The organism is Ulvibacterium sp., assembly GCF_965248315.1.
In the GTDB taxonomy this organism is placed as follows: domain Bacteria; phylum Bacteroidota; class Bacteroidia; order Flavobacteriales; family Flavobacteriaceae; genus Ulvibacterium.
Genome location: NZ_CBDFIX010000001.1, coordinates 52,191 through 77,604, shown reverse-complemented (window position 1 = coordinate 77,604; position 25,414 = coordinate 52,191). Strand labels below are relative to the sequence as shown.

Here is a 25,414-nt window from a genome sequence, read left to right as displayed (position 1 = left end):
ACAGTTCCGTAGAACAAGTGTTTTTTTAATCCACTATTAACAAAAGAGCCCAAGTCATTCTAAAAATCCATATAGGAAACCTCGATTTCAGCATCCGTATTATGGAGCAAGTTCCTAAGGACAGTGTTATCGATATTACTGTAAAATTGATGTTTTACCTGGCTGCTGTGAGGGTTCAGCAAATCACGTTCCAATAAAATCGCTTTGGTTTGTCGGGCCACCGCCTCCCCGGAATCGATTATCCTAACCTGCTCTGGGAGCAATTCCCTTAATAGGGGAATCAGATAAGGGTAGTGGCTACAACCGAGCACCAAATAATCGATTCCCTTATCCAACATGGGGTCAAGGTATTTCTTAAGCAAACTTCTGGCTTTTGGCGTCTGGAGCTCCCCTTTTTCTATGAGTTCCACTAATCCCGTACCCTCTTGTTCCAATACCTGAATGCCATAGGCATGGTTCTCCGAAGTACTATGGAAAAGACTGCTGGCCAATGTCCCCTTTGTAGCCAAAACACCCACCGTTTTGGATTTTGAGTTCAAGGCGGCCGGCTTTATGGCGGGTTCAATACCTATGAACGGAACATCATAGTGACCCCTTAAATGGGTAATAGCATTTGTAGTTGCCGTATTGCACGCCACAACAATTAATTTACACCCTTTTTGCAACAAGAATTCCGTATTCTTTCGGCTCAACAGGACGATTTCCTTGCTGGGTTTTTCGCCATAGGGTGCATTTTTACTATCGGCGAGATACAAGGTATCTTCATTAGGAAGCAGTTTTTGAATTTCCTTCCAAATGGAAGTCCCCCCCACTCCGGAATCAAAAATACCTATTGGATTATCCTTCATTTTACGACTGATTACTCCAAGACCTTTGCAATGGGCTTTCCCGTACTCCCATTGGGAAAGGCAATTCCAAGCATAACGGCCAAAGTGGGGGCTATATCAGAAATTTCGGTCCGTTTTACGGTGCTTCCATTTTTAATCCCTTTACCGTAAAACAATAGTGGTACATGGGTATCATAAATCTGGGGAGAGCCATGTGTAGAGCCTTTTCTCGGAGAACCAATGTGACCTGGTTTCAATACAATAAGGATATCTCCCGATCGCTTCTGATGATACCCATTTTGCAGTATATAGGGAATTCCTCGGGAATACTCGTTCTGCCACATTTGATAAGCTGTGTATACACGATCAACAGGTCCATAACCCAATAATTCCTGGGCAATGGTCTCTTGAACTTCTTTGAGATCCAAATCCAAATTTGCAATAATCTTATGGTCTAAAAAAAACTGGTTGTTGGAAAAGTTTTTGACTATGTCACTTGTTCCGTAGGTAAACTCCAAAAATCGCTCAAAATCGGCTTTTAAATTGTCCCATCCCAAATAACCCGCCGGAATTTTTTGATCTATTAAATAGGAAGGCACGTCTATAGCGCCATGATCAGCTGTTAAAAAAACAGTATATTCCCCTTTTCCAACATTCTCGTCCAAAGCCTTAAAAATTCGAATCAAATCCTGGTCCAATCTTAAATAGGTATCCTGTACCTCCTTGGAATTCACTCCATATTTATGTCCGACATAATCTGTACTGGAAAAACTGACTGCCAAAAAATCCGTGATGATATCCCCCCCCAGATTTTCTTGTTCCAATGCCTCTATGGCAAAATCGGCCGTAATGCTATTCCCGTAGGGAGTGGATTTTATAATCTCAAAGTCTTTGTTCTTATCCAATAGGTTCGGTGTACTATGAGGAAAAATGGGAGCGGTTTCATCCTCAAATAAGCCTTCATGGTTCGTATTATCCAGACCACTTTCCATGTAAAGATTCATATCCTTTAAAGCAGTCCATGGTTTTTTATAGCTTTGAGCCTTACCGGATGCATTGAAATCATTCACCCATTTTGGAAGTTGTGCCATATAATAAGAGCTACTGATCCATTTGCCCTCATCGCCACCGTAAAACCAATACGCGGCATTTGCCGTATGGCCGCCGGGGAGGACGGCTCCCCTATCCTTTAAGGCAATGGCAATGGTCTTTCCCCGCATTTGGGTATGTAAGCGCAATTCATCCGTTATTGTACTGACATTCATCCGGTGAGGAGACATTTGTCCGGCATCTGACGTTGTGCCAACGGAGATATAATTTGCGTCACCGGCACAATACACATTTGTTCCAGATTCCTTATCGTACCATTCATTCCCAATAATACCATGTGTTGCTGGGGTAGTTCCCGTATAAACCGATGTATGACCCGGCCCGGTACTAGTTGGTGCATAATTAAAATGATTGTTCTTACAATTGAACCCTTCTTCTATCATCCGCTTAAAACCACCTTCCTCAAAATGGTTCCAAAATCGGGTAAGGTAATCATAACGCATTTGATCTACCACTATGCCTACAACAAGCCTTGGTGCGGTTCGCAGCTCTACCTGTTGCTTCTGCTTGGGAGGCACTTTGGATTTTCTTTGACCAAGAGCCGAAGCGGATATAAAAACAACCCAAAGAATACATAAAATTAGAAGGTTTTTTTTCAGAAGCATACCCATATTTTTCAGAAAACAAAAGTATGTAAAATACATTTTAAAACTTTAAATGCAGGTTAAATGAATTCCTTTATTGTTATTTTTACCGTAGGAAGTCTATTTTTAATCCATGAATTATATAGCATCGATCGGCAGTTATGCGATTATGGTAAAGGAGGTTTTTAAGAAACCAACAAAGTGGAGCATAATGAAGTCGTTGATCTTAAAGGAAATAGACGAACTTATCTATGGATCTCTGGGTATTCTCATTTTTATCTCGTTTTTTATAGGTGGGGTGGTGGCCATACAGACGGCCTTGAACATTACCAGTGAAATTATTCCCAAATACCTAGTAGGTTTTGCTACTCGGCAATCCATTATATTGGAATTTGCCCCCACTTTTTGTTCGATAATCATGGCCGGAAAGGTGGGTTCCTATATTACCTCTAGTATCGGCACCATGCGAGTAACCGAGCAAATTGATGCACTTGAAGTCATGGGTGTCAATGCACTAAATTATCTGGTATTCCCGAAGATTATTGCTATGTTATTTTACCCTTTTATTATAGCCATATCTATGTATGTCGGAATTTTGGGCGGTTGGGTAGCCGGAGTATTTGGGGGGTTTAGCACTAGTGCGGATTTTGTCGAAGGCCTACAGTTGGATTTTAATTCCTTCCATGTTACCTACTCCTTTATTAAAACCCTAGTTTTCGCATTTATATTGGCTACTATACCTTCCTTTCACGGATTTTACATGAAAGGCGGTGCCTTGGAAGTAGGTAAAGCGGCCACAACCTCCTTCGTTTGGACGAGTGTGGTAATCATCATACTAAATTACATCCTAACTCAACTCCTACTGGGCTAATGATCGAAGTGGACAACATACACAAATCTTTTGGCGATGCCAATGTCCTTAAGGGTATAACTACTTGTTTTGACAAGGGAAAGACCAACCTTATTATAGGCCAAAGTGGCTCCGGAAAGACTGTTTTCATAAAGTGCCTATTGGGGCTCTTTGCCCCGGAGAAAGGTACCATAAGTTATGATGGCAAGATATATTCCGAATTATCGGGTAGTGAACAGCGAAATCTTAGACAGGAAATGGGCATGGTATTCCAGGGAAGCGCCCTCTTTGATTCCATGACCGTGGAAGGTAATGTACGGTTCCCTTTGGAAATGTTTACGAAACAGTCCGTTTCCGAAATGCAAGATCGTGTGGATTTTGTGTTGAAGCGGGTAAATCTAATTGATGCCCATCATAAATATCCTTCCGAAATTTCCGGTGGAATGCAAAAAAGAGTGGCCATTGCCCGGGCCATTGTCATGAATCCTAAATATCTGTTCTGTGATGAGCCTAATTCCGGGCTTGATCCAAAAACAGCCATATTAATAGATAATCTTATCCAAGAAATCACCCAAGAATACAATATCACCACGGTAATAAACTCACATGATATGAATTCCGTTATGGAAATCGGGGAGAAAATCATTTTCCTGAAAAATGGTTTCAAAGAATGGGAAGGCACCAACAAGGAAATTTTTAAGACGGATAATGAGGCCGTTACCAATTTTGTGTACTCCTCAGAGCTTTTTAAAAAGGTACGGCAAATGTATATTGAGGAACGAAACTAGCCCACACTAGTTTTCGCAAAAAAGTGAATTCAACTTCCTGAAAATCCTAAAATTCTTGGTTTATCTCGATGACGGTATCCTAGAAGCACCGCTGTCCTGTTGAAATCAATCTTGTGTCTCCTTCAAACGAATGTTTTTATTTTTCAAACGCAACTTCAACCAATCCGTAAGTTTTTTGGTATCCTTTGTCTTTTGATTGGAAGAAATACCTTGTTTCCATTTCACCTCAAAAACAGGAATCGTATCCGTTTTGTTGAAGTCCGTTGTTATCAAGTACGAAAATCCCATTGCGGAAAGGTTTTCATAGTTGGTCTTTGCTTCCGTACTAATTTCGCGAAAGGGTATTTGTTGGGTTGCGGACTGTTTTAAACGATTTACTTCCGATTCCAATAATTGTATTTTCTCGTCCTTACCCAATAAAGCCTCTTTTTGGGATTCGTACAGTTCGTTTACATATTTTAACTGATCGAAGTCATCATTTTTGGAACCTTGAATAATTCGTAGTTCACAGTTTTGCAATTTTGAAAATTCGTTCTTTTGGGAATTCCAGGTAGCTATTATATTGTCCGGCACGGTCTCGTTGCCCATAAATACCAACTCAATGGAAGGGTTTTCTCCATGATTGAATTCTATATCGGAGAAATCCTCCAAAAAACGACCTTCGCCTGAAAATTGGTAAGGCGCTATTTTTTCACTGATAAATTGATTGGCTTGATTTCGAAATAATGACTCTTGAAAGACATCGTAAAATGTGAATCCTGCCGGTACCATAACCAAAATGGCGATGATGGAGGCAACTCGGGAAACCAATCTACGCCTTTTGGAATTTACATACCGAACCATTGGAAAACGTAGTAGTTTCAATACTAGAAAAGTGGCCAATGCAATAAAAATCGTATTAATTATAAAAAGATACATAGCACCCCAGGCGTATTGCCAGTTGCCAATGGCCAAGCCAAAACCAACGGTACATAAAGGAGGCATAAGGGCCGTGGCTATGGCTACCCCAAAAATTACAGAAGCAATGGTCCCTTTCTTTGCACGGGCGATAACCAATGCAAGACCACCAAAAAAAGCGATCAATACGTCCCTAATATCAGGAGCGGTCCTAGCCAAAAGTTCCGATGATTCGTCTCGAAGTGGAAAAAATCTAAAAAACAAATATGCCGTGAGTACACTTAGGACCACCATAACGGCAAAATTCTTGAGCGAACGCCTTAATGTATCTATATCATTAATGGCAACGGACATACCAATCCCTAAAATAGGTCCCATTAAAGGGGAAATTAACATGGCTCCGATAACTACTGCCGTAGAATTGGCATTAAGGCCTACGGAAGCAATAAAAATAGAACAGATCAAAATCCATGAGGTGTGTCCTTTAAAAGGAATGTCGGCAATAATAGCTTCCTTGGTAGCACCTTGATCCGTATTGCTACGGATATCCAACAATTCAAAAAGGAATTTTTTGGTACTGCCCAATAATCCTTGAAAATCCTTTCTTACATCCTCACCACTGTCATGCGGTTTTTCCGCGGAGTTGCTATTTTCTTGGTTGAGATTATTATTCATTCTTATGCATATTTATCCCCGAAAGTATCCTTTACCTTAGATAACACTTTTTTGATATCTTGTTCTTTGGATTTGGGATAAATCAACAGTACTTCTTTTTTATCTACAACAATATAATCCTTTAATCCGTCTACCACAACAATCTTTCCTTTTGGAGAGCGGATCATATTCCCCGAGGCATCTTCGCATACCACTTGACAATTCACAAGCGCATTGTTATTGTCATCCTTATCTAGCTTGTCGAATAGCGAACCCCAAGTACCCAAGTCGTTCCAATCAAAGGAGGCCGGTAGTACATAAATTGCATTGGAACGCTCTAAAATAGCATAATCAATGGAGATATTTTCGGCTTTTATGTAATTATTGGCAATAAAACTTTTTTCATCAGCAGTATTATAACAATGCATTCCCTCAAAAAACAGTTCATACTGCGAAGGTTGGTGCTCCTGAAAAGCATTGATTATGGTATTCACACTCCAAATAAAAATTCCCGCGTTCCACAGAAAATTCCCTTGGGCCAGAAATTCCTTAGCGGTTTCATAATCCGGTTTTTCACGGAATTGATGGACTTTTTTTAATTTCCCCTCGGCCTCTTTTTCATACTCTATATAACCAAATCCCGTATTTGGAAAAGTAGGTATAATTCCCAATGTACAGAGCACGGCTTCTTTTTCGCACTTATCAAAACATGCAATGACATCCTCGGCAAAGGCTTCATCATCCTCTATCCAATGGTCACTGGGAGCTACTATCATAACAGCATTGGGATTCATCTTTTGAATCTTTAAGGCGGCATATAATATGCAAGGGGCGGTATTGCGCATGGCCGGTTCCAATACCACTTGTTCCTGTTTTACCATGGGCAGTTGCTCCAACACCAGATTATTATACCGTTCATTGGTGAGAACAAGTATATTCTCCGTTGGCACAAATGTGTTGAGACGTTTAAAGGTTTTTTGGATAAGGGTATCCCCTGTACCCAACATATCATGGAATTGTTTGGGATAGGAAGATGTGCTAATCGGCCAAAACCGAGACCCCACTCCTCCCGCCATTAAGACGGCATAATAGTTTGTATTCATAGTATCAATCTGTAATCAATTCTACCTCGGCATTAGGTTGAAATAAATATAATTTGCCAGTATCTATTTCCACACATTCATAACGTTTTACACGTTTATTCCCTTTTTTAAACAATTTGCCGTTATAGATGCGAAAAATGCTCCCTAAAGGTAATTGAAAAATGTAGGTTTTATCTGCATGTCCAATATCGAATTGTTTTAGTGCCAAAGATAAATGGGCATCCGTATCGCTACTTGCCTTGGGATTCTTAAAATGTTTGGCCAATATGGGCAATAACTTGGAAGGGAAAATCTCAGGACGAATAAAGGGCAACATCAAATATTGGAAAGTTCGCTTCCACTCCAGCCCATGAGGTTTTATTCGTCTGCCATACTTTTCAAAAGCTACCAAATGGGCAATCTCATGAATCAAGGTAATCAAGAAGCGGTAAGGGTTTAAGGTAGCATTTATGGTGATTTGGTGCAATCCATTGGGCAGTCTCCTATAATCACCATGCCGGGTAACCCTATGGTTTGTAATCTTGAGGTGAACCCCAGTTTTCTGGATAAGCTGCAGACAAGGGGTTACGGCCCGTTCCGGCAGATATTTTTTAAGGGTTTTATCCATTGGGACAAAAATAGGAATTTTCTATTGACATCTCTTCAAAACAAAAATTCAACAAATTTTTCCTATCTTTAAAAGCCTGAGATACAGAGCTTTTAAAGCAGTTCTCCCCGGAAAGGATTATACATCCAATTTATTACAGCAATTTAAATATACTACCATTACCATGAAAAAAAGACAGATCATGTTTTTGGGTGCAATGGGCGTTTTAGCAATTGCCACTTTCATTTTTTCAGAAACAAAGCAGGAAAACGAACCGGTTCCACAAATGGCTTCGATGAACTTTATAAAGTGTACCGTTGCCAAATTTATGTTGAGTGCCGTAGACACTACCCAACAGATTGCCCCACTTTTTGAAAATTTGGGAAATCACAGTTTTGACATTTCCACCTCTGTAGCCCAGGCACAGGAATTTTTTGATCAGGGGCTGCGCCTAACCTATGCCTTTAACCATGCCGAGGCCCATCGTTCCTTCATGGAAGCTGCACGTTTGGATCCCAACGCGGCCATGGCCTTTTGGGGACAGGCTTATGCACTTGGCCCTAATATCAATGATGCCCTGCCTGATGATGAGCGAAAAACGAAGGCCTTTGAGGCGTTGCTCCATGCACAAAAATTAGCCAGCAGGGTAAGCTCAAAAGAACAGGAACTCATTTCAGCTTTGGCCTCCCGTTACAGTGCCGATTTAATGGAAGATATCGTCGGATTGAACAAGGACTATATGAACGCCATGGCCAAGGTAGCCGAGAGGTTTCCCCAAGATGCCGATATCCAAACCTTATATGCAGCCTCCATTATGAACACCATGCCCTGGAACTATTGGGATGTCGATGGAAATCCCGCCCCAAATACCCTAAGGGGAAAAGCCGCTTTGGAAAAGGCCATCAACATTAATGCTGATCATCCTGGAGCACATCATTATTATATCCATATGGTAGAGCTGCCCAAACCTGATCTGGCAATTCCTAGTGCGGACAAATTGGGTGGACTCATGCCGGCGGCAGGGCACCTCGTACATATGCCCTCACATATTTACATTCGTGTTGGTCGGTATCTCGATGCGGTAAAATCAAACCAAAAAGCTATACTTGCAGATGAGGATTATATCTCCCAATGTTATTCACAAGGGATGTATCCTTTGGGATATTATCCACACAACCTACATTTTTTATGGTCCGCTGCCAGTTTACTTGGGAACAGCAAAATGGCCATCGAAGCCGCCCAAAAAACTGCAGAGAAGGTTCCTATTTCCGAATTACGGACCTTACCTTTCCTACAGGATTTTGCATCGACCCCACTTTTGGCCTATACCCGATTTGGGAAATGGAATGAGGTATTAACCATTCCCAATCAAGGGGACGATTACAAACATCTAAAATTGATATGGCATTACGCCCGTGGAATAGCTTTTCTGAGAAAGAACAACTTAAAAGAGGCCAAAGAGGAGTTACAGGCCATTGCGATTATGAAGGAAGACCCTGAACTTGAGAATGTAATCGCGAATTACACCAACCCAACTTCAAGTATTGCCAAGGTAGCCCATGCAGTAGTAGCCGGTGAAGTTGCCTTGTACGAGGGAAACGTTTCAAAGGCCATTGAACAGCTTGAAAAGGCTGTAGTACTGGAAGACCAGCTGATATATAGTGAACCTTCCCCGTGGCATATTCCATCGCGTCAGACCTTGGGGGCCGCTTTGATTAAGGCAGAAAAGTATAAAGAGGCCGAGAAAATCTACAAAGAAGACCTGAAGGAACTCAGGCAAAATGGGTGGTCATTGATGGGGCTATATCAAAGTCTAAAGGCCCAAGGCGAAATGGATGAGGCAGGCAAAATAAAAGAAGAATTTGAAAATGCCTGGAAACATGCCGATTTGGAAATTGAGAACTCCATTTTATAAAGTAAAAAACTTATGGGGTACTATTGCTCACCTGCAGCAATTTCCCATTATAGAGCTTATGCCCCATCAAGGCAAATTCTTTAATATAGGTAGCCATTTCAAGAGCAGTAGTCGGGGCTTGATACCCTGGAAAAGCTTCTTCCAACATTTCCGTTTGTACAGCACCCAATGCTAAAACATTAAAGGAGGGGCCCGTTTCCTTATATTCCTCTGCCCAAAGTTCGGTCAAGGTAATCAATGCTCCTTTACTGGAACTATAGGCAGACAATCCAGGAAATTTTACACTACCCTGTACGCCACCCATGGAACTGATGTTTATCACATGCCCATTTTTAGGCATCATGGGGAGAACGATTTTCACAATTTCCGCTACTCCAAAGACATTCACCTTGTATACCTCCCTAAATTCCTGAACCGTGGTCTCCAAAAATGGTTTGTTCAACAGCATCCCGGCGTTGTTGACGAGAAGATCAACAGTATCCCATTCTTTTAAAAAATTATTTAATTTTTTCAAGTCGCTCTCCTGGCAAAGATCAAAAGGGAATGCAGAAATATTGGGATGAGCCAAATCAAGGATAGGCTTTGCATTTCGGGAAAGAGCCAAAACCTGATGCCCTTCATCTGCAAATAATCGGGCCAGTTCAAAACCAATACCCCGACTACATCCGGTAATGATAACATTTGCCATTAGTTGTATTTTATTTCCTTCAAAGGTGTATTGGCCACTCCCTCCACAACCGGTATAAACTGATTTACCAAATAGGCCATGTGTTCAAAATCCATAAGATCAGCCTCGTCCCCAACTTTATGATACTGATCAAAATTGGTAAAATCAAAAGTACAAAAGGTATGTGCGGGTACATTGAACGCTTCATAAAAAGGATAGTTGTCGGACCGTTGGAACAAACCGAATTTTTGGGCAGTAGGCAAAAACCCGACCAATTCCTGTCCCGCATAGGCATTGCATACTTGGGCAAGATTGGATTTTTCATACCCGCTGGCATAGGTCAGATATTCCTTATCCAACAAGGGAACACCAACCATTTCATAATTAAGGACCAGATAGAGATTTAAGTTTTGTGCCTTCAGCTTTTCGGCCAGATGTTTTGACCCCAAAAGTCCCTTTTCCTCGGCACTGAAAAGCACAAACATAATACTTCGTTTATTGGTTCTGGCATTTCCAAAATAACGGGCCAATTCCAAAACCGTAGTGGTCCCAGAAGCATTGTCGTTCGCACCATTGGCTATAGAATCACCACCCTCCGGTTCAATTCTTCCTATGTGATCATAATGTGCTCCGATAAGGATAAATTCATTTTTCAGCGCGGTATCGTTCCCTTCTAACCAGCCCACTATATTATATGATGGTTTACTGAAATTGGACAAGGTATCCCTATACGAATCAAAATAAGGAGCAATTTTGTTTTGGGTAAATATGCCTTCAATAAATTGTGCTGCCTTTTCTATTCCCTCGCTTCCCGAATCCCGTCCTTCCAGTTCATCCGAGGCTAAAAAATTTAATATCCCCTTTACCCGGGTATCATCCGAAAATTGAAGTTTTGAGGTGGATGATTTGGAATTTGTTCTTTTAGTCGATTCCGTTGCGGAAGTAGATTTGATGTCAGTTGGTGAAACGGCTACACTTTCATTTGAAACTTCTGATGTTTTTGGAATGTTATCGGCATCGATCTGTTTGAGTTTTGTAGCACCACAACCCATTAAAATCGACAAGATAAGTATTCGGAAGAAATATTTCATAACAACTAATTTTGTTCCTAAAGATAAAAAAGCACCCGCAAAAAAGGGGTGCTTTAATTATTTTAAAAAATCTCCTTCAAAAAGAAGGTTTTCAAATTATGCCAACATCGTGACCGGATTCTCCAAATAGGAACGTAGGGTTAACAAATATTGTGCCCCCGTAGCACCATCTACCGTCCTATGATCACAGGCCAAAGTGACCTTCATCGTGTTCCCTACTACTATTTCCCCATTTTTGACCACCGGTTTTTGAACTATGGCACCAACGGAAAGAATCGCCGAATTGGGTTGATTGATAATGGAGGTAAATTCCACAATTCCAAACATTCCCAAATTGGAAACTGTAAAAGTACTTCCTTCCATTTCTGCCGGAGTCAATTTTTTGTTTCTGGCCCTGCCCGCCAAATCCTTAACTGATGCCCCAATTTGGGTGAGGCTCATTTGATCGGTAAATTTGAGCACAGGGACAACCAAGCCTTCATCCACCGCAACGGCTACGCCAATATGCACATGATGTTTGTAGATTATAGTATCCCCTCCCCATGTTGTATTGACCTGTGGGTGCTTTTTCAGTGCCATGGCGCAGGCCTTGACCACCATATCATTGAAAGAGACCTTAGTATCCGGTAAATCATTGATTTGTTTTCTTGAGGCTATCGCATTGTCCATATCCACCTCAATAGTCAAATAGTAATGGGGCGCCGAAAATTTGGACTCCCCTAAGCGCTTGGCAATAACCTTACGCATCTGTGAGTTTTTGACTTCTTCGCTACTTTCCTCCCCTACTGGAAGATTAATAGGTGTTATGGCCTGTTTCACCGGAACTTCTTCGGACGTACTTGTTGTTGGTTGGGTGGCAGGCTTTGGAGCTTCTGAAGGTTTGTAATTTTCAATGTCCCGCTTAACTATTCGCCCATGATCTCCACTTCCATTTACATCGTTTAGGTTTATTCCTTTTTCCTGAGCCATTTTTTTGGCCAAAGGTGACACAAAAATACGCTGACCATCAGCAACGGTTTTTGTTTCTGTGGTGGTCTCTACCTTTGATTCCGAAACCGTTTCTTCTTTTTTATCCGACTTTGACTCATCGTTTGCAACTGCAATGGAAGGCTTGGCATTTAAAACTGCATCTACATTAGTCCCTTCAGGACCAATAACGGCCAATACCTCATCAACAGGGGCGGAACCTCCTTCTTCAATCCCAATATGCAACAGCGTACCGGAGTAAAACGATTCAAATTCCATAGTGGCCTTGTCCGTTTCAATTTCGGCCAAAATATCGCCTTCTTCCACGGTGTCACCTACTTTTTTCAACCAAGTAGCAACAGTACCTTCCTCCATGGTATCACTCAAACGGGGCATTTTAATAATTTCGACCCCCTCCGGTATTTCCGCAGAAACCTCCGTAGTAGAGCTGGCTTGTCCATCATCTTCTGAAATTTCATCCGTTGCGGCACCCTTGGAAGCCTCGCCAGAAGAGGAGCTTTCCTCCACAGCGGCGGGGGAAGCGCCGTTCAAAAGTCCTGAAATGTCCTCACCATCATCACCAATAATGGCCAAAAGGGTATCCACGGGAGCTCCATCTCCTTCTTGGATACCTATATGCAATAATGTCCCCTCGTGAAACGACTCGAATTCCATAGTAGCCTTGTCCGTCTCTATCTCGGCAAGTATGTCACCTTCCTCTACTTTGTCACCAACCTTTTTTAACCATTTGGCCACGGTACCTTCTTCCATGGTATCGCTCAAACGGGGCATATTTATTACTTCTGCCATTTAACTATAGTTTATGTTGTACAAATGGATAGTCTTCCTGTTCGTAGACCATATCATATAATTGATTTACAGGCGGGTATTCCGATTCCTCTGCAAATTTTTCACATTCCTTAACCTTGTCCTTTACCCGCTTATCAATCTCCTTGATCTGATCTTCCGAAGCATAGTTTTTTTCCTTGATAACATCCAGAACTTGGGTAATGGGATCTATCTTTTTATATTCCTCAACCTCATCTTTGGTTCGATAGTGTTGTGCATCGGACATGGAATGTCCTCTATACCTATAGGTCTTCATTTCCAAAAAGGTAGGCCCACCTCCACTTCTGGCCCTTTCGATGGCCTTGTTCATTTCCTTAGCCACCGTAACGGGGTCCATTCCATCAACGGGACCACAGGGCATCTCATAACCCAATCCAAGCTTCCATATTTCCGTACTATGGGATGTGCGTGCCACCGAAGTACCCATGGCATAACCGTTGTTCTCGCAAACGAAGACCACCGGAAGTTGCCATAGCATGGCCAAATTAAAACTTTCGTGCAAAGAGCCCTGCCTTACTGCGCCATCGCCCATGTAGCACAAGGTTACGGCATCTCGTTTAAAATACTTATCAGCAAAGGCCAATCCCGCTCCTAGAGGTATTTGTCCTCCCACAATTCCATGACCGCCATAAAACCGATGCTCTTTGGAGAAAATATGCATTGACCCCCCCATTCCTTTTGACGTACCGGTAACTTTTCCATAGAGTTCGGCCATGACTTTTTTAGGGTCAACGCCCATGCCAATAGGCTGCACATGGTTTCGATAGGCCGTAATCATCTTATCCTTGGTAAGATCCATAGCGTGTAAAGCTCCAGCCAATACCGCCTCTTGCCCATTGTACAAATGAAGAAACCCCCTGACCTTTTGTTGGATATAAACAGCTGCAAGTTTATCCTCAAATTTCCTCCAAAAAAGCATGTCCTCATACCATTTCAGATAGGTTTCCTTAGTTATTTTTTCCATCAACTGATTTTTTTATTGAAATTCCAATCAATCAAATCCCAATTTTTTAGAAAATAATTGGAGTATTGAAAGAAAAACAAAAATACACATATAAATGAATGGATAAAAAAAATTGAAGTAAAAGGCAATTGCTATTGGATACCTAGAAATTTCCATGACCCAGACTTCAATTTATCGGAAAAAATGAATTCTTATAAAAAGGAAGTATCGAAAGCCAGGGGAAGAATATCAGCGATAGAGGCGCACCTTATAATTTGTCCTACTTCACCCATTAAAAAAAGTTCAATTGGGCTCTTCTGTCGTACTTCATATTCCGATATGGATTGTCTACAATTTCCACATGGAGCCACAGGTTTATCCACGGTGTGTCTTTTTGAGGCTGCCGATATGGCTATGGACCTGATGGTCTCCCCGGGGTATTTGGCCCCAGCTTGAAATACCGCAACCCTTTCTGCACATAGGCCGGAAGGAAAAGAGGCATTTTCTTGATTATTGCCAATCACCACTTTTCCATTCTCCAATAGAACCGCTGCACCGACCTGAAAATTGGAATAAGGTGCGTAGGCATTTTTCCGAGCCTCTACCGCCTTTTTTATCAATTCTTTACGCTCTGGGGAAAGTTCATTAAGGGAGTTGAACACCTGCAATTCAAAACACACTTTTTGCTTTTTCATAGGTAAGGGTTGATATGGACTTCCAATAAAATTAACAAAACCCGCACAAAGGCAGGTTTTGTCATATTACTTTTATGTAATGAAAACTAATTTTTAATCGTTAAGGTACTCCTCGCCTAAGTTGAAGGTAAGTGAAAACCGCAAGGTGTTTTCCAATGGATTTCGTACTTGGGAAGTGGAGAATAGATAAGACAAATCTATCTGGGCAGCTTTAAACCGGAATCCCGCACCCAATGTAAAGAACTTTCTAGAACCTTTCTCCTCGCTTTCGTTAAAGTATCCCGTTCGTACCATAAACGCATTCTGATATACGTATTCGGCACCCAAGGCCCACGTAAACTCTTTAAGTTCCTCGCTAAAACCGTCCGGAGCATCACCAAACGATTCAAAAACGCCATTAAAAAACCCGATATTCTGGTACTCGTCGTTATCGTCCGAATCTACATCGCCATCGCCATCAAAATCCCGAGGTGTAGGAACCAAAAGTTTGTTGAATTCTGAAGTAAGCCCTATTACATTATCCTGATCTAGGATGAAGTCAAATCCAAAACCAAACTTTAGATTGGTAGGCAAAAAGTTTTCCTGTCCACCCTCATCGTATTGTATCTTGCCTCCCAAATTGGAAATATTGAAACCAGCTCTCCAACGTCCATCAAACTTATCATATGCAATTTCCCTTGATCGATAAAACCCCGCAATATCAACTGCAAATGAGCTAGCCGCTTGCGAGTCCACGTCTCCTTGTTGGGGCAGTCTTAGATTGGAACGTATAAATCTACCGCCCACTGCCATGGAAAACGTAGGGCTCAGTTTTAAGGAATATGATCCATCCAAAGCCAGTTCATTGGGTTTGGCCAAAGTTCCAGGGTCATTGGCAAACTGCCTTAGTTCTATCTCGCCAAGAGTGAAATAGCGCAAACTAAGGGCAAAGGCACTTTGGTCACTTATTTTGTTATAAAAACTAGCGTTCAAAAGGGATATGTCGGTTATTATACTTTCCAAGTAAGGAGTATAACTTAAACCAATACCCATTTTACGTTCTGCAAAGGCAAATTTTGCAGGGTTCCATTGCTGGGAAAAAGCGTCCGTAGAAGTGGCCACCCCAATATCCCCCATACCTGCTGACCGAGCATCTGCAGCAATGGTCAAAAAAGGAACCGCAGTGGTAATAACCCTTTGGTCTTGCTGGGCCCACGTTTTACAAACAATTGCAAACATTACTAGTAAGGCTAATTTTTTCATCTCTTAACAATCTGATTTTATTAATAATTTGCCCCTGACCTAAATAAACTTTCACATCGTATTCACATTTAAACGGGGTTTTTAAAAATATCTTGTATGGAAAGGAAAGAATTTTAGGTTTGATTTATACTATCCCCTCAGTTTTCCCAAAGGGCATCAATGGTTTCCATCAAACCTATCAGAATATCCCGTATCACGAAAAAGAATAACAAAGTCCATACTATAACAAACATTACTTCGTTATGGTTTTAGAAAATGCTTGCGGCTCGTGGGTCACACTTTCGAAAATATTTTTTTAGTGATAAAATATTATGTGCAAAACCTCGTTTTATTAGCCAAAAAGCAACCATTTTAATAAATCAAAAGACCTGTTGATATTGCTTTACGGCGATTTAACAAATTGAACTCAAGTCCTAATTATGATGAAAAAACAGTTTTTAAAAATTGTACTTTCCTTTGCGGTAATCGCAGGAGGCTTTACGGCTACTAGTTGTAAAAAATCCTCGTCCTCCTCCAAAAATGTATCAAGAGCTACAGGCTGGAAGATAAACGCCAAGGAAGGCGGTTTCCAATACAATACGGATTTTAAGGAGCAAGAAACCGCTCCAGGTCTTGTTTTTGTTGAAGGAGGTACTTTTACCAAAGGAAAAGTTCAGGATGATGTAATGCATGATTGGAACAATACACCTACTTCCCAGCATGTTCAATCCTTTTATATGGATGAGACCGAAGTAACCAATGTTATGTACTTGGAATATCTGGATTATTTAAAGAGTGTCTATCCTCCGGAGAATCCAAAATATTCCAATATTTATACCGGAGCACTTCCAGATACCTTGGTATGGAGAAATAGGTTGGGATTCAATGAGACGATGACGAACAACTATTTGCGACACCCCGCTTATGCGGAATACCCTGTTGTAGGTGTAAATTGGATACAGGCCACGCAATTTGCAGAGTGGCGAACAGACCGTGTTAATGAAATCATGCTGGAAAGGGAAGGCTATTTGGCAAAGGATGCAAAATATCAAGCTGTAACCGGCGAAGTGGAAGGTACTTTTAGCACCGAAGCTTACCTCAACAGGCCAGAATCCGTTTACAATGGACAAATTGATTCGTTACAGGGCAATAAGAAAAAAGATAGTGTTGCAAACTACGCTAAAAGAAGTAGCGGTGTAATCATGCCCGAATATCGTTTGCCAACAGAAACAGAATGGGAATATGCCGCCCAGGCGAACCAAGGTTCCAGGGAATATAACAACTACCGAGGAAGAAAAAAATATCCTTGGGAAGGTGACTATACGCGAAATGGACAACGAGTTGGTCGTGGCGATCAATTGGCCAATTTCAAACAAGGTAAGGGCGATTACGGCGGAATTGCCGGATGGTCCGATGATGGTGCCGACATCACTGCAGAAGTGAAGTCTTACAAGCCCAATGACCTTGGTCTATATGACATGGCCGGTAATGTAGCCGAATGGGTATCCGATGTATATAGACCTATTGTGGATGACGAAGTGAGCGACTTTAACTATTACAGGGGGAACATCTACATGAAAACAGCTATTGGTGAGGATGGAAAAGTAAACATATTAAGAGATTCCATTGTTTATGATACGTTGCCTAACGGTAAAATAGTAGCCGTAAACCTACCTGGAGAGATTGCCATGGTTCCTGTTGATGAAAAAGAAACCTATCTAAGAACCAATTTCTCGAAGAGTGATAACAGAGGGTACCGAGATGGAGACCCAGGTTCTTCCCGATTCTTTGATCGATTTAGTGATGAAGAGCAGGAAGAAGATGGCAAAAAAATGTACAACTCTCCCAAGCACAAAGTAGAAAGGGATTCTAGTGGAAATCTTATCCGCCAGTATGATACGTCCAATAACAGAACTACATTGATCAATGACGAGGTTCGTGTATACAAAGGGGGTTCCTGGAGAGATCGGGCCTATTGGTTAGATCCAGCCCAGCGAAGGTATTTGCCACAATATATGGCCACGGATTACATCGGTTTTAGATGTGCGATGTCCAGAGTTGGATCAAAGTCCAAAACAAAGAACAAGACCCCAAGAGGCAAAAAAGTGAAGTAAAACAGCATAGAAGCATAAAATTCATATAAAAGTCCCGGCAATTGTGCCGGGACTTTTTTTATCTTCGATTTATGCAAATAAAAGACCTACACCAACACTTTCTTGATTTTCCCAGTGTATCAACAGATACGCGAAAAATAAGTGAAGATTGTATCTTCTTCGCCTTAAAAGGAGATAATTTCAATGGTAATACATATGCGGAAGAGGCCCTTGAAAAAGGAGCTGCATTCGTTGTAGTCGATGAAAAGGAATACGCAGTATCCAATAGATATATTTTGGTAGATGAGGTCTTGAAAACGTTGCAAGACCTGGCCACATATCATCGAAACTACTGTTCGGCCAAGGTTATAGGTTTAACAGGGAGCAACGGCAAGACCACGACCAAGGAATTGATACATGCCGTGCTTTCCAAAAAATATAGGACCATAGCTACGCAAGGCAACCTTAATAACCATATTGGAGTGCCATTGACTTTACTTTCCATACAAGAAGACACTGAAATTGCCATTGTGGAGATGGGTGCCAACCATCAAAAAGAAATTGCTTTTTTGAGCGGGATAGCCCAACCGGATTTTGGGTATATCACAAATTTTGGAAAGGCGCACCTAGAAGGTTTTGGTGGTGTGGAAGGTGTCATAAAAGGAAAAAGTGAATTATACGATTACTTGCTGGCGAACCATAAATCGATTTTCCTGAATGCCGACGATCCTATTCAACTGGAAAAACTGGGAGGTTATATCCAAAAATATGGCTTTAGTACGGAGAAGCAAGCATATTATAAAATTGAATTCTTAGGTGCCGACCCCTTTGTACAATTGAAGGTAGAGGATATGGTAATCAATTCACGGTTGATAGGAAGCTACAACTTTACCAATTGTGCCATTGCCATTTGTATGGGCAAATACTTTAATGTAGGCCTTCCGGCCATAAAGGTGGCTATTGAAGCCTACATCCCACAAAATAATCGCTCCCAGATTATAGAAAAACAAGGATCGACCATTATTTTGGATGCCTACAATGCCAATCCCACGAGCATGAAGGCGGCCCTTGAAAGTTTTGAAGCGACGAACAAGAGTCCAAAAATTGTCCTTTTAGGAGATATGTTCGAATTGGGAGAAGCAGCTGATGAGGAACATCAAAAAATTGTAGATATCGTTTTGGAAATGGACTTAGAACATGCCTATTTTATTGGGGAGCATTTTCGAACTACCCAAACCCCCTTTCAGAAATTCAATTCGGTCGATGAAATAACCGGGTTCCTAAAAAGCAATCCATTGCCCAAAAATAGTACGCTTCTCATTAAAGGGTCAAGAGGAATGGCATTAGAACGTTTGTTGGATTTCATTTAATAAAAAGATAGCTACTCTCCAAGTATGCAGAACTACCACTATGTGGGTCATATTGGATTCGAACCAATGACCTCTGCCCTGTCAAGGCAGCGCTCTAAACCAACTGAGCTAATGACCCTTTTAACGCCCGCCAAAGGTAAAACATATTTCGAATACGCAAAACCTAAAAACAGTGCATATTCTGTACTAAATCTTAGTATAAATCACATTTCTATACATACAGCACAATATTTGCTCAAAATGACAAAAGATATGATCAACTCATGGTAAATACGCAAGAATTCAATTAAAATAATGTATTTTTAGTGGTTGATATGAGAGGTGTTATGTTGATTTTTAGAATTTTCCCCCTGTGTTTTATATTGATTCTAACGTCTTGTTCCATTGACGTTCCAGAAGACGTGGAAGAAGCATACGCCAAGCTCCCCGAGACTATTGATTTTAACTTTCACGTTAGACCAATTTTATCCGATCGCTGTTACGCCTGCCATGGTCCGGATGAGGCTTCTAGAAAGGCCGATCTCAGGTTGGATTTGGAAGAGGAGGCGTTCCATAAACTCAATAGTGGCAACTACGCATTTGTTTCCGGAAAACCGGGGAAAAGCGAAAGTATTGAAAGGATATTGAGTAATGACCCAGAAATTACAATGCCACCTCCGGAATCCCATTTGTCCCTTTCGGCCAGTGAAAAGGCAATGATTATCAAATGGATAGAACAAGGTGCGGAGTGGAAACCGCACTGGGCATTCGCCAAACCCGAAAAGCCCAATTTACCCAATACCAATGGTGTTTCTTGGCCCGCCCATAATGCCATTGACGCATTTGTGCAGCAAAAATTACAGCTTGAAGGTTTTGATCCATCCCCAGAAACCGAAAAGGAACGTTTGCTACGCAGGGTTACTATGGACCTTACTGGATTACCTCCTACAATTGAAGAAATCGATGCTTTCCTTAAAGATACTGATCCAAATGCCTATGAAAAAATAGTCGATCGATTGCTCGCCTCCGATGCCAATGCCGAACGTCTTGCCCTGGATTGGATGGATATTTCCCGTTATGCCGATTCCCATGGACTACATGCCGATGGTTGGCGGTTGATGTGGCCTTGGCGCGATTGGGTCATCAATGCCTTCAAGGAAAATATGCCCTATGACCAGTTTGTTACCTGGCAATTGGCCGGTGACCTATTCCCTAATGCAACCAGGGAACAAAAATTGGCAACCGCTTTTAACCGTAATCATCCGATGACCGCCGAAGGCGGGGCTATTGAAGAGGAATTTCGTCTCAACTATGTCTGGGATCGTACAGAAACCGTAGGCACAGCACTCTTGGGACTCACTGTGGCCTGTGCCCGTTGCCATGACCATAAATTCGATCCCATTTCTCAAAAGGATTATTTTCAAATGACCGCCTTTTTCAATAATGTAAAGGAATTGGGAATGACCGGTGATGATGGTAACTATGGACCTATGCTCTCACTACCTGATGCCGAGACGGAAAAAAAATTGGCTTCCCTTGAAAAATCCATAAGGGAAAAAGAAGACGAGTTAAAGCTGACTAAAAAGGAGTTGGCGGATTTGGATACCTACATGAAAAAATTACCCAAGAATTTCAAACAAAAAGGAATTCTCGGATATTTTCCCTTCGAAAAATTGACAAAGAACGGGGGAAACAAAAAAGGATATATCGTTGATGGAAATCCTAAGGTGACCTCCCGAGAAGCACCCAAAATCACAAAAGGCAAAAAAGGAAAAGCGTTTGAATTTACAGGCGAATATGACGAAGTACATTTAAATAACATTCCCAATTTTGAGTGGACCGATGAATTCTCGATGGGTCTTTGGCTCAACACTACCAAAAGGGAAACAGGGAAAACCCAGACTCTATTGGGCACTTCCGGTGAAAAGAACAGTTTTTGGCGCGGTTGGGATTTTTATCTGGATAGCCTTAATCACCTTAACGTCAGATTAATACATTCTCTTCCACACAACTATATTCATGTTAGGTCCAAAGATTCAATTTTGAAAAATGAATGGCGACATGTGGTTTTCACCTATGACGGTTCTGGCAAGGCAAAAGGATTGCAGTTGTTCATGGATGGAAAAAAAGTAGAGACCACGGCACCCTATAATCGATTATACAAATCCATCAAAACTGTGCAATCCGCTACTCATGTTGTTTTCAATAGACCGGTACGGGTGGCCAAGAGCTATCGGTCTTTTACGGGGGAAAACGGAATCTTTAAAGGTAGATTGGATGATGTTTATGTATACTCCAGGCAACTCACGCCTCCGGAAATAGCCCAATTGGCCATGGAGGATGGCACTTCCGGAACGCCGGATAAGGAATGGGCAGCTGCATATTGGATTGATCAGACGCCCCAAGTCGAGAAAATTGAAAAACAGCTCAAAACGCTTAGAGGGCAATGGCTTTCACATATGATACCTGTAATGGAGGTAATGGTAATGGAGGAAATGCCCAAAGAAAGGCCAGCTTTTGTGTATAACCGTGGCGATTATACACAACCTATTTATCCGGTGGTAGCTACCACTCCGGAAGTTTTGCCCGAATTTTCCAAGGATTATCCAAAAAATCGATTGGGATTGGCCCAATGGATTTTTTCCGAGGACAATCCGCTAACGGCCAGGGTAACGGTAAATCGATATTGGCAAATGTTATTTGGGAAAGGACTGGTGAGTACTCCGGAGGATTTTGGGGTTCAGGGAGCCTTGCCCTCGCATCCCCAATTATTGGATTGGTTAGCGACCACTTTCGTAGAAAACAATTGGGACGTGAAAGCGTTACTCAAAACCATGGTCATGTCCCATACGTATAGACAATCCTCAGAGGTTTCGCCTGAAATGCGGGAAAAAGACCCAAATAATATTTATCTGGCTCGGACAAATAGTTACCGACTACCCGCAGAAATGATCAGGGACAATGCTTTGGCCGCCAGTGGACTTTTGGTCCAACAAGTGGGTGGCAAAAGTGTTAAGCCTTATCAACCAAAAGGTCTTTGGATCGAAAAGAACAGTTTTTCGCATATTTTATTGAACTACAAGGAGTCCGATGGGGACAGTCTTTATCGTAGAGGCTTGTATACCTTTATTAGAAGGACTGCACCACATCCTGCAATGACCGCTTTTGATGCCCCATCCAGGGAAGTCTGCACGGTGAAACGTGAAAACACGAATACTCCTTTGCAAGCTTTGGTTTTGATGAACGATACACAATTTGTAGAAGCTTCAAAAGTATTGGCAGCGCGAATGCAAAAGGAAGGTGGGGTTTCCTTGGAGGATCAAATTGCCTATGGATTTCGGTTGGCCGTAAGTCGCCCTCCAAAAAAGCGAGAGACCGCAATTTTAAAGGAATTATTTGAGGCCCAATCCAAAAAATATAAAGCCCATCCGAAAGAGGCCCTTGAGCTTTTATCCGTGGGAAGAAAAAAATTGGACGATTCATTGGATAAAAATAAGACGGCAGCTTTGACCATGGTAGCCAATACCATTCTTAATCATGACGAGGCCTATATGAAGCGATAAAATACCAAGTTTAAATGTTGATTTTAAGCCTTATTGCTTTTTTAGACTTGACACTTGAGTTTGAAACTTGATTTAAAAAATTTGTAAAATATGTGTACCCATAATCATAATAAAAACTATACACGACGAGATTTTTTGACCAAGACTACTCTGGGAATGGGGGCACTTTCAATGGCCTCCATGTTGGATCCCATGGGAATGTTCGCAAAAGACAAACCTTTGGAACATCTTTCCGGAAATGGTGGAGGCGTTCTCGGTCAGCCACATTTCCCTCCCAAGGTGAAACGGGTCATTTATCTTTTTCAAAGTGGTGCACCCTCACAGTTGGACTTATTTGACTATAAACCTCTGTTGAATAAAATGAACGGGCAAGATCTGCCCGAAAGTGTACAACAAGGGCAACGGCTTACCGGAATGTCTTCAGGCCAGGCCTCCTTACCCATTGCAGGTACTATTTTTGATTTTAAACAACATGGGCAAAGTGGAGCGTGGATGAGCAATTTAATGCCACATACCTCAAAAGTGGTAGACGATCTCTGTTTTATCAAATCGATGTATACCGAAGCCATAAACCATGATCCGGCCATTACTTTCTTGCAAACGGGATCACAATTGCCAGGAAGGCCCTCCATCGGTTCTTGGGTGAGCTATGGCCTTGGATCGGATAACAAAAACCTCCCTGAATTTGTGGTGCTTGTTACCAAAGATAAATATGGGCAACCTTTATATTCCAGATTATGGGGAAACGGGTTTTTACCTTCTCAGCATCAAGGGGTTCAGTTTAGGGCCGGAAAAGATCCTGTTCTTTATTTGACAAACCCTCCCGGAATTGATGGGAAAAGTAGGCGTGAACAATTGGATCATCTCCAGAAACTAGAAAAAATAAACCATGAGGATGTTGGTGATCCAGAGATTCTAGCACGTATGGCACAATATGAAATGGCCTTCCGCATGCAGACATCCGTTCCGGAAATCATGGATACCAAGGACGAACCGGATTACATTTATGATATGTATGGCGAGGATAGTCGTAAACCCGGTACTTTCGCCGCCAATTGTATTTTAGCGAGACGATTGGCCGAACGCGATGTAAAGTTCATCCAATTATATCACCAAGGATGGGATCAGCATGGCAATCTGCCCAGTGCCATTAAGGTACAGTGCAAGGATACCGATCAGGCTACCGCGGCCCTGATTACCGATTTAAAGCAACGCGGTATGTTGGAGGACACCTTGGTTATCTGGGGCGGAGAATTTGGCCGAACCAATTATTCCCAAGGGCAGTTGACGGCAACCAACTTTGGTCGGGACCATCATCCAAAATGCTTTACTATTTTTATGGCAGGTGCCGGAATAAAAAAAGGGATTACCTTAGGGGCAACTGATGATTTCGGTTACAATGTGGTACAACGACCCGTTCATGTGCATGACTTTCAGGCCACCTTAATGCATTTGTTAGGAGTAAATCATGAAAAATTGACCTTTAAGTTTCAAGGAAGAAGATATCGATTGACCGACGTACATGGCGAGGTCGTCAATGAAATACTGGCATAAAGACAAGGATACTAAACAGAAGAAAATGAAAACAAGCAATACCAAGCGAAGGGACTTTTTAAAAAAAACGGCACTTGCCACAGGTGCTGGTATAGTGGCCCCTAGTTTTACTTTTGGGATTACCCATTCGACCAAGAATTTAGGAGATACCGTAGGGCACGGAAAATTTAAATATCGTGTAGATAAGGAATGGGGCGTTCAAGACCCTTCCAAAATACCGGTAAACGATTGCCATGAAATGGCAATGGACAGCAAGGGACGCATTTTTATGACCACTACCGGCGCTAACAATAATAACATCTTAATCTACGATACTTCTGGTAAAGTACTGGATTCATGGGGGACGGACTTTCCAGGTGCTCACGGATTATCCATAGCGGGCGAAGGGAGCGATCAGTTCCTGCTTATTACCGATCCGGAAACCCATAGTGTTCATAAAACGGATTTAAACGGTAAAATTCTCATGACCTTGAAACGACCCAAAGAAGTTTCCGGGTATACCCAAGACGACCAATTTAAACCTACTGAGACTACCGTATTGCCCAATGGGGATTTTTATGTCGCTGACGGCTATGGCGAAAACTACATCATTCAATATAACGCCGATGGGGAGTATATTAGACATTTTGGTGGAAAGGGAGAAGGGGATTTAAAATTCAATTGCTGTCACGGTATTACCGTAGATTCCAGACAGGCCAATAACCCTACTTTGTTGATTACTTCGCGTGCCAGTCAGGAATTCAAACGATTCTCTATGGAAGGTCAACATTTGGAGACCATTTCATTACCGGGATGCTCCATTTGCCGACCGGTTATCCATGGTGAAAATATTTATTTTGCGGTAATCGTTACGAAAACTTGGGATAACTATGACGGCATGATTGCGGTATTGGATAGGAACAATAGAGTAGTATCGTTTCCGGGGGGAAGCTTACCCCAATATAATGGCGACACCTTAGTGGAACCGGAATATGATGGCAAGACCTTCCGAAATCCACATGATGTTTTAGTGGATAGTGATGGTAATCTCTATGTACCCCAATGGGCCTCGGGAAAAACCTATCCCGTAAAGCTTCATCGTGTGTAATCGTTTATTGCCAACATTAATT

19 protein-coding genes and 1 tRNA gene are annotated in these 25,414 nt (G+C 41.8%); 8 read left to right on the top strand and 12 right to left on the bottom strand.

Annotation, left to right across the window (positions count from 1 at the left end):
* Positions 1 to 59 precede the first annotated feature (59 nt).
* Positions 60 to 848: a glutamate racemase gene (gene murI, locus ACP2AF_RS00295; RefSeq protein WP_425234252.1), complete on the bottom strand. Its 789-nt coding sequence runs from the start codon at positions 846 to 848 to the stop codon at positions 60 to 62.
* An 11-nt stretch (positions 849 to 859) separates the two neighbouring features.
* Positions 860 to 2,542, bottom strand: a complete 1,683-nt coding sequence (gene pafA / locus ACP2AF_RS00290) for an alkaline phosphatase PafA (RefSeq protein ID WP_425234251.1) — start codon at positions 2,540 to 2,542, stop codon at positions 860 to 862.
* A gap of 112 nt (positions 2,543 to 2,654) precedes the next feature.
* Between pafA and ACP2AF_RS00285 the strand changes: the two genes are divergently transcribed.
* Positions 2,655 to 3,392 carry an MlaE family ABC transporter permease gene (locus ACP2AF_RS00285; protein ID WP_425234250.1) on the top strand — a complete coding sequence of 246 codons (738 nt, stop codon included), beginning with the start codon at positions 2,655 to 2,657 and terminating at the stop codon, positions 3,390 to 3,392.
* On the top strand, positions 3,392 to 4,159 hold the full coding sequence (locus ACP2AF_RS00280; protein ID WP_425234249.1) for an ABC transporter ATP-binding protein: 768 nt from the start codon (positions 3,392 to 3,394) through the stop codon (positions 4,157 to 4,159). Before ACP2AF_RS00285 ends, ACP2AF_RS00280 begins: the two co-directional genes overlap by 1 nt.
* A 105-nt stretch (positions 4,160 to 4,264) precedes the next feature.
* Here the strand turns inward: ACP2AF_RS00280 and ACP2AF_RS00275 are convergent, their stop codons facing one another.
* The 3 genes from ACP2AF_RS00275 to ACP2AF_RS00265 are packed head-to-tail and all read right to left on the bottom strand — an operon-like array spanning position 4,265 to position 7,420.
* Positions 4,265 to 5,731 carry a DUF389 domain-containing protein gene (locus tag ACP2AF_RS00275; RefSeq protein WP_425234248.1) on the bottom strand — a complete coding sequence of 489 codons (1,467 nt, stop codon included), beginning with the start codon at positions 5,729 to 5,731 and terminating at the stop codon, positions 4,265 to 4,267.
* A gap of 2 nt (positions 5,732 to 5,733) precedes the next feature.
* Positions 5,734 to 6,813 (bottom strand): mannose-1-phosphate guanylyltransferase, encoded by a 1,080-nt coding sequence (locus ACP2AF_RS00270; RefSeq protein ID WP_425234247.1) that lies wholly within the window; start codon positions 6,811 to 6,813, stop codon positions 5,734 to 5,736.
* Positions 6,814 to 6,817: 4 nt separating this feature from the next.
* Positions 6,818 to 7,420 (bottom strand): SprT-like domain-containing protein, encoded by a 603-nt coding sequence (locus ACP2AF_RS00265; RefSeq protein ID WP_425234246.1) that lies wholly within the window; start codon positions 7,418 to 7,420, stop codon positions 6,818 to 6,820.
* A 163-nt stretch (positions 7,421 to 7,583) separates the two neighbouring features.
* Here ACP2AF_RS00265 and ACP2AF_RS00260 point away from each other — a divergent pair, with 163 nt between their 5' ends.
* Complete coding sequence (locus ACP2AF_RS00260; RefSeq protein ID WP_425234245.1) at positions 7,584 to 9,314, top strand: tetratricopeptide repeat protein; 1,731 nt, start codon at positions 7,584 to 7,586, stop codon at positions 9,312 to 9,314.
* Between the two features lie 10 nt (positions 9,315 to 9,324).
* Here ACP2AF_RS00260 and ACP2AF_RS00255 read toward each other — a convergent pair whose 3' ends face one another.
* The 6 genes from ACP2AF_RS00255 to porV all read right to left on the bottom strand — a co-directional run bounded on the left by ACP2AF_RS00255 (position 9,325) and on the right by porV (position 15,767).
* On the bottom strand, positions 9,325 to 10,002 hold the full coding sequence (locus ACP2AF_RS00255) for an SDR family NAD(P)-dependent oxidoreductase (RefSeq protein WP_425234244.1): 678 nt from the start codon (positions 10,000 to 10,002) through the stop codon (positions 9,325 to 9,327).
* Positions 10,002 to 11,072 (bottom strand): M28 family metallopeptidase, encoded by a 1,071-nt coding sequence (locus ACP2AF_RS00250; protein WP_425234243.1) that lies wholly within the window; start codon positions 11,070 to 11,072, stop codon positions 10,002 to 10,004. The genes ACP2AF_RS00255 and ACP2AF_RS00250 overlap by 1 nt, the downstream gene beginning before the upstream one ends.
* A gap of 96 nt (positions 11,073 to 11,168) precedes the next feature.
* On the bottom strand, positions 11,169 to 12,848 hold the full coding sequence (locus ACP2AF_RS00245) for a pyruvate dehydrogenase complex dihydrolipoamide acetyltransferase (protein WP_425234242.1): 1,680 nt from the start codon (positions 12,846 to 12,848) through the stop codon (positions 11,169 to 11,171).
* 4 nt (positions 12,849 to 12,852) lie between these two features.
* Positions 12,853 to 13,851: a pyruvate dehydrogenase (acetyl-transferring) E1 component subunit alpha gene (gene pdhA, locus ACP2AF_RS00240; protein WP_425234241.1), complete on the bottom strand. Its 999-nt coding sequence runs from the start codon at positions 13,849 to 13,851 to the stop codon at positions 12,853 to 12,855.
* A gap of 191 nt (positions 13,852 to 14,042) precedes the next feature.
* Positions 14,043 to 14,525 (bottom strand): cytidine deaminase, encoded by a 483-nt coding sequence (cdd, locus tag ACP2AF_RS00235; RefSeq protein WP_425234240.1) that lies wholly within the window; start codon positions 14,523 to 14,525, stop codon positions 14,043 to 14,045.
* 93 nt (positions 14,526 to 14,618) lie between these two features.
* Positions 14,619 to 15,767: a type IX secretion system outer membrane channel protein PorV gene (gene porV / locus ACP2AF_RS00230; RefSeq protein WP_425234239.1), complete on the bottom strand. Its 1,149-nt coding sequence runs from the start codon at positions 15,765 to 15,767 to the stop codon at positions 14,619 to 14,621.
* 422 nt (positions 15,768 to 16,189) lie between these two features.
* Between porV and gldJ the strand changes: the two genes are divergently transcribed.
* Both gldJ and ACP2AF_RS00220 read left to right on the top strand, forming a co-directional pair.
* On the top strand, positions 16,190 to 17,860 hold the full coding sequence (gldJ, locus tag ACP2AF_RS00225; protein WP_425234479.1) for a gliding motility lipoprotein GldJ: 1,671 nt from the start codon (positions 16,190 to 16,192) through the stop codon (positions 17,858 to 17,860).
* A 71-nt stretch (positions 17,861 to 17,931) separates the two neighbouring features.
* Positions 17,932 to 19,209 carry a UDP-N-acetylmuramoyl-tripeptide--D-alanyl-D-alanine ligase gene (locus ACP2AF_RS00220; protein ID WP_425234238.1) on the top strand — a complete coding sequence of 426 codons (1,278 nt, stop codon included), beginning with the start codon at positions 17,932 to 17,934 and terminating at the stop codon, positions 19,207 to 19,209.
* Between the two features lie 43 nt (positions 19,210 to 19,252).
* On the opposite strand, the gene ACP2AF_RS00215 is transcribed toward ACP2AF_RS00220, so the two are convergent.
* Positions 19,253 to 19,327: transfer RNA gene (locus ACP2AF_RS00215), tRNA-Val, on the bottom strand.
* 208 nt (positions 19,328 to 19,535) lie between these two features.
* Between ACP2AF_RS00215 and ACP2AF_RS00210 the strand changes: the two genes are divergently transcribed.
* The 3 genes from ACP2AF_RS00210 (at position 19,536) to ACP2AF_RS00200 (ending at position 25,392) form a co-directional block, all read left to right on the top strand.
* Positions 19,536 to 22,751 (top strand): DUF1553 domain-containing protein, encoded by a 3,216-nt coding sequence (locus tag ACP2AF_RS00210; RefSeq protein ID WP_425234237.1) that lies wholly within the window; start codon positions 19,536 to 19,538, stop codon positions 22,749 to 22,751.
* A 90-nt stretch (positions 22,752 to 22,841) separates the two neighbouring features.
* Positions 22,842 to 24,305: a DUF1501 domain-containing protein gene (locus ACP2AF_RS00205; protein WP_425234236.1), complete on the top strand. Its 1,464-nt coding sequence runs from the start codon at positions 22,842 to 22,844 to the stop codon at positions 24,303 to 24,305.
* Positions 24,306 to 24,330: 25 nt separating this feature from the next.
* Positions 24,331 to 25,392: a twin-arginine translocation signal domain-containing protein gene (locus ACP2AF_RS00200; protein ID WP_425234235.1), complete on the top strand. Its 1,062-nt coding sequence runs from the start codon at positions 24,331 to 24,333 to the stop codon at positions 25,390 to 25,392.
* Positions 25,393 to 25,414: the final 22 nt, after the last annotated feature.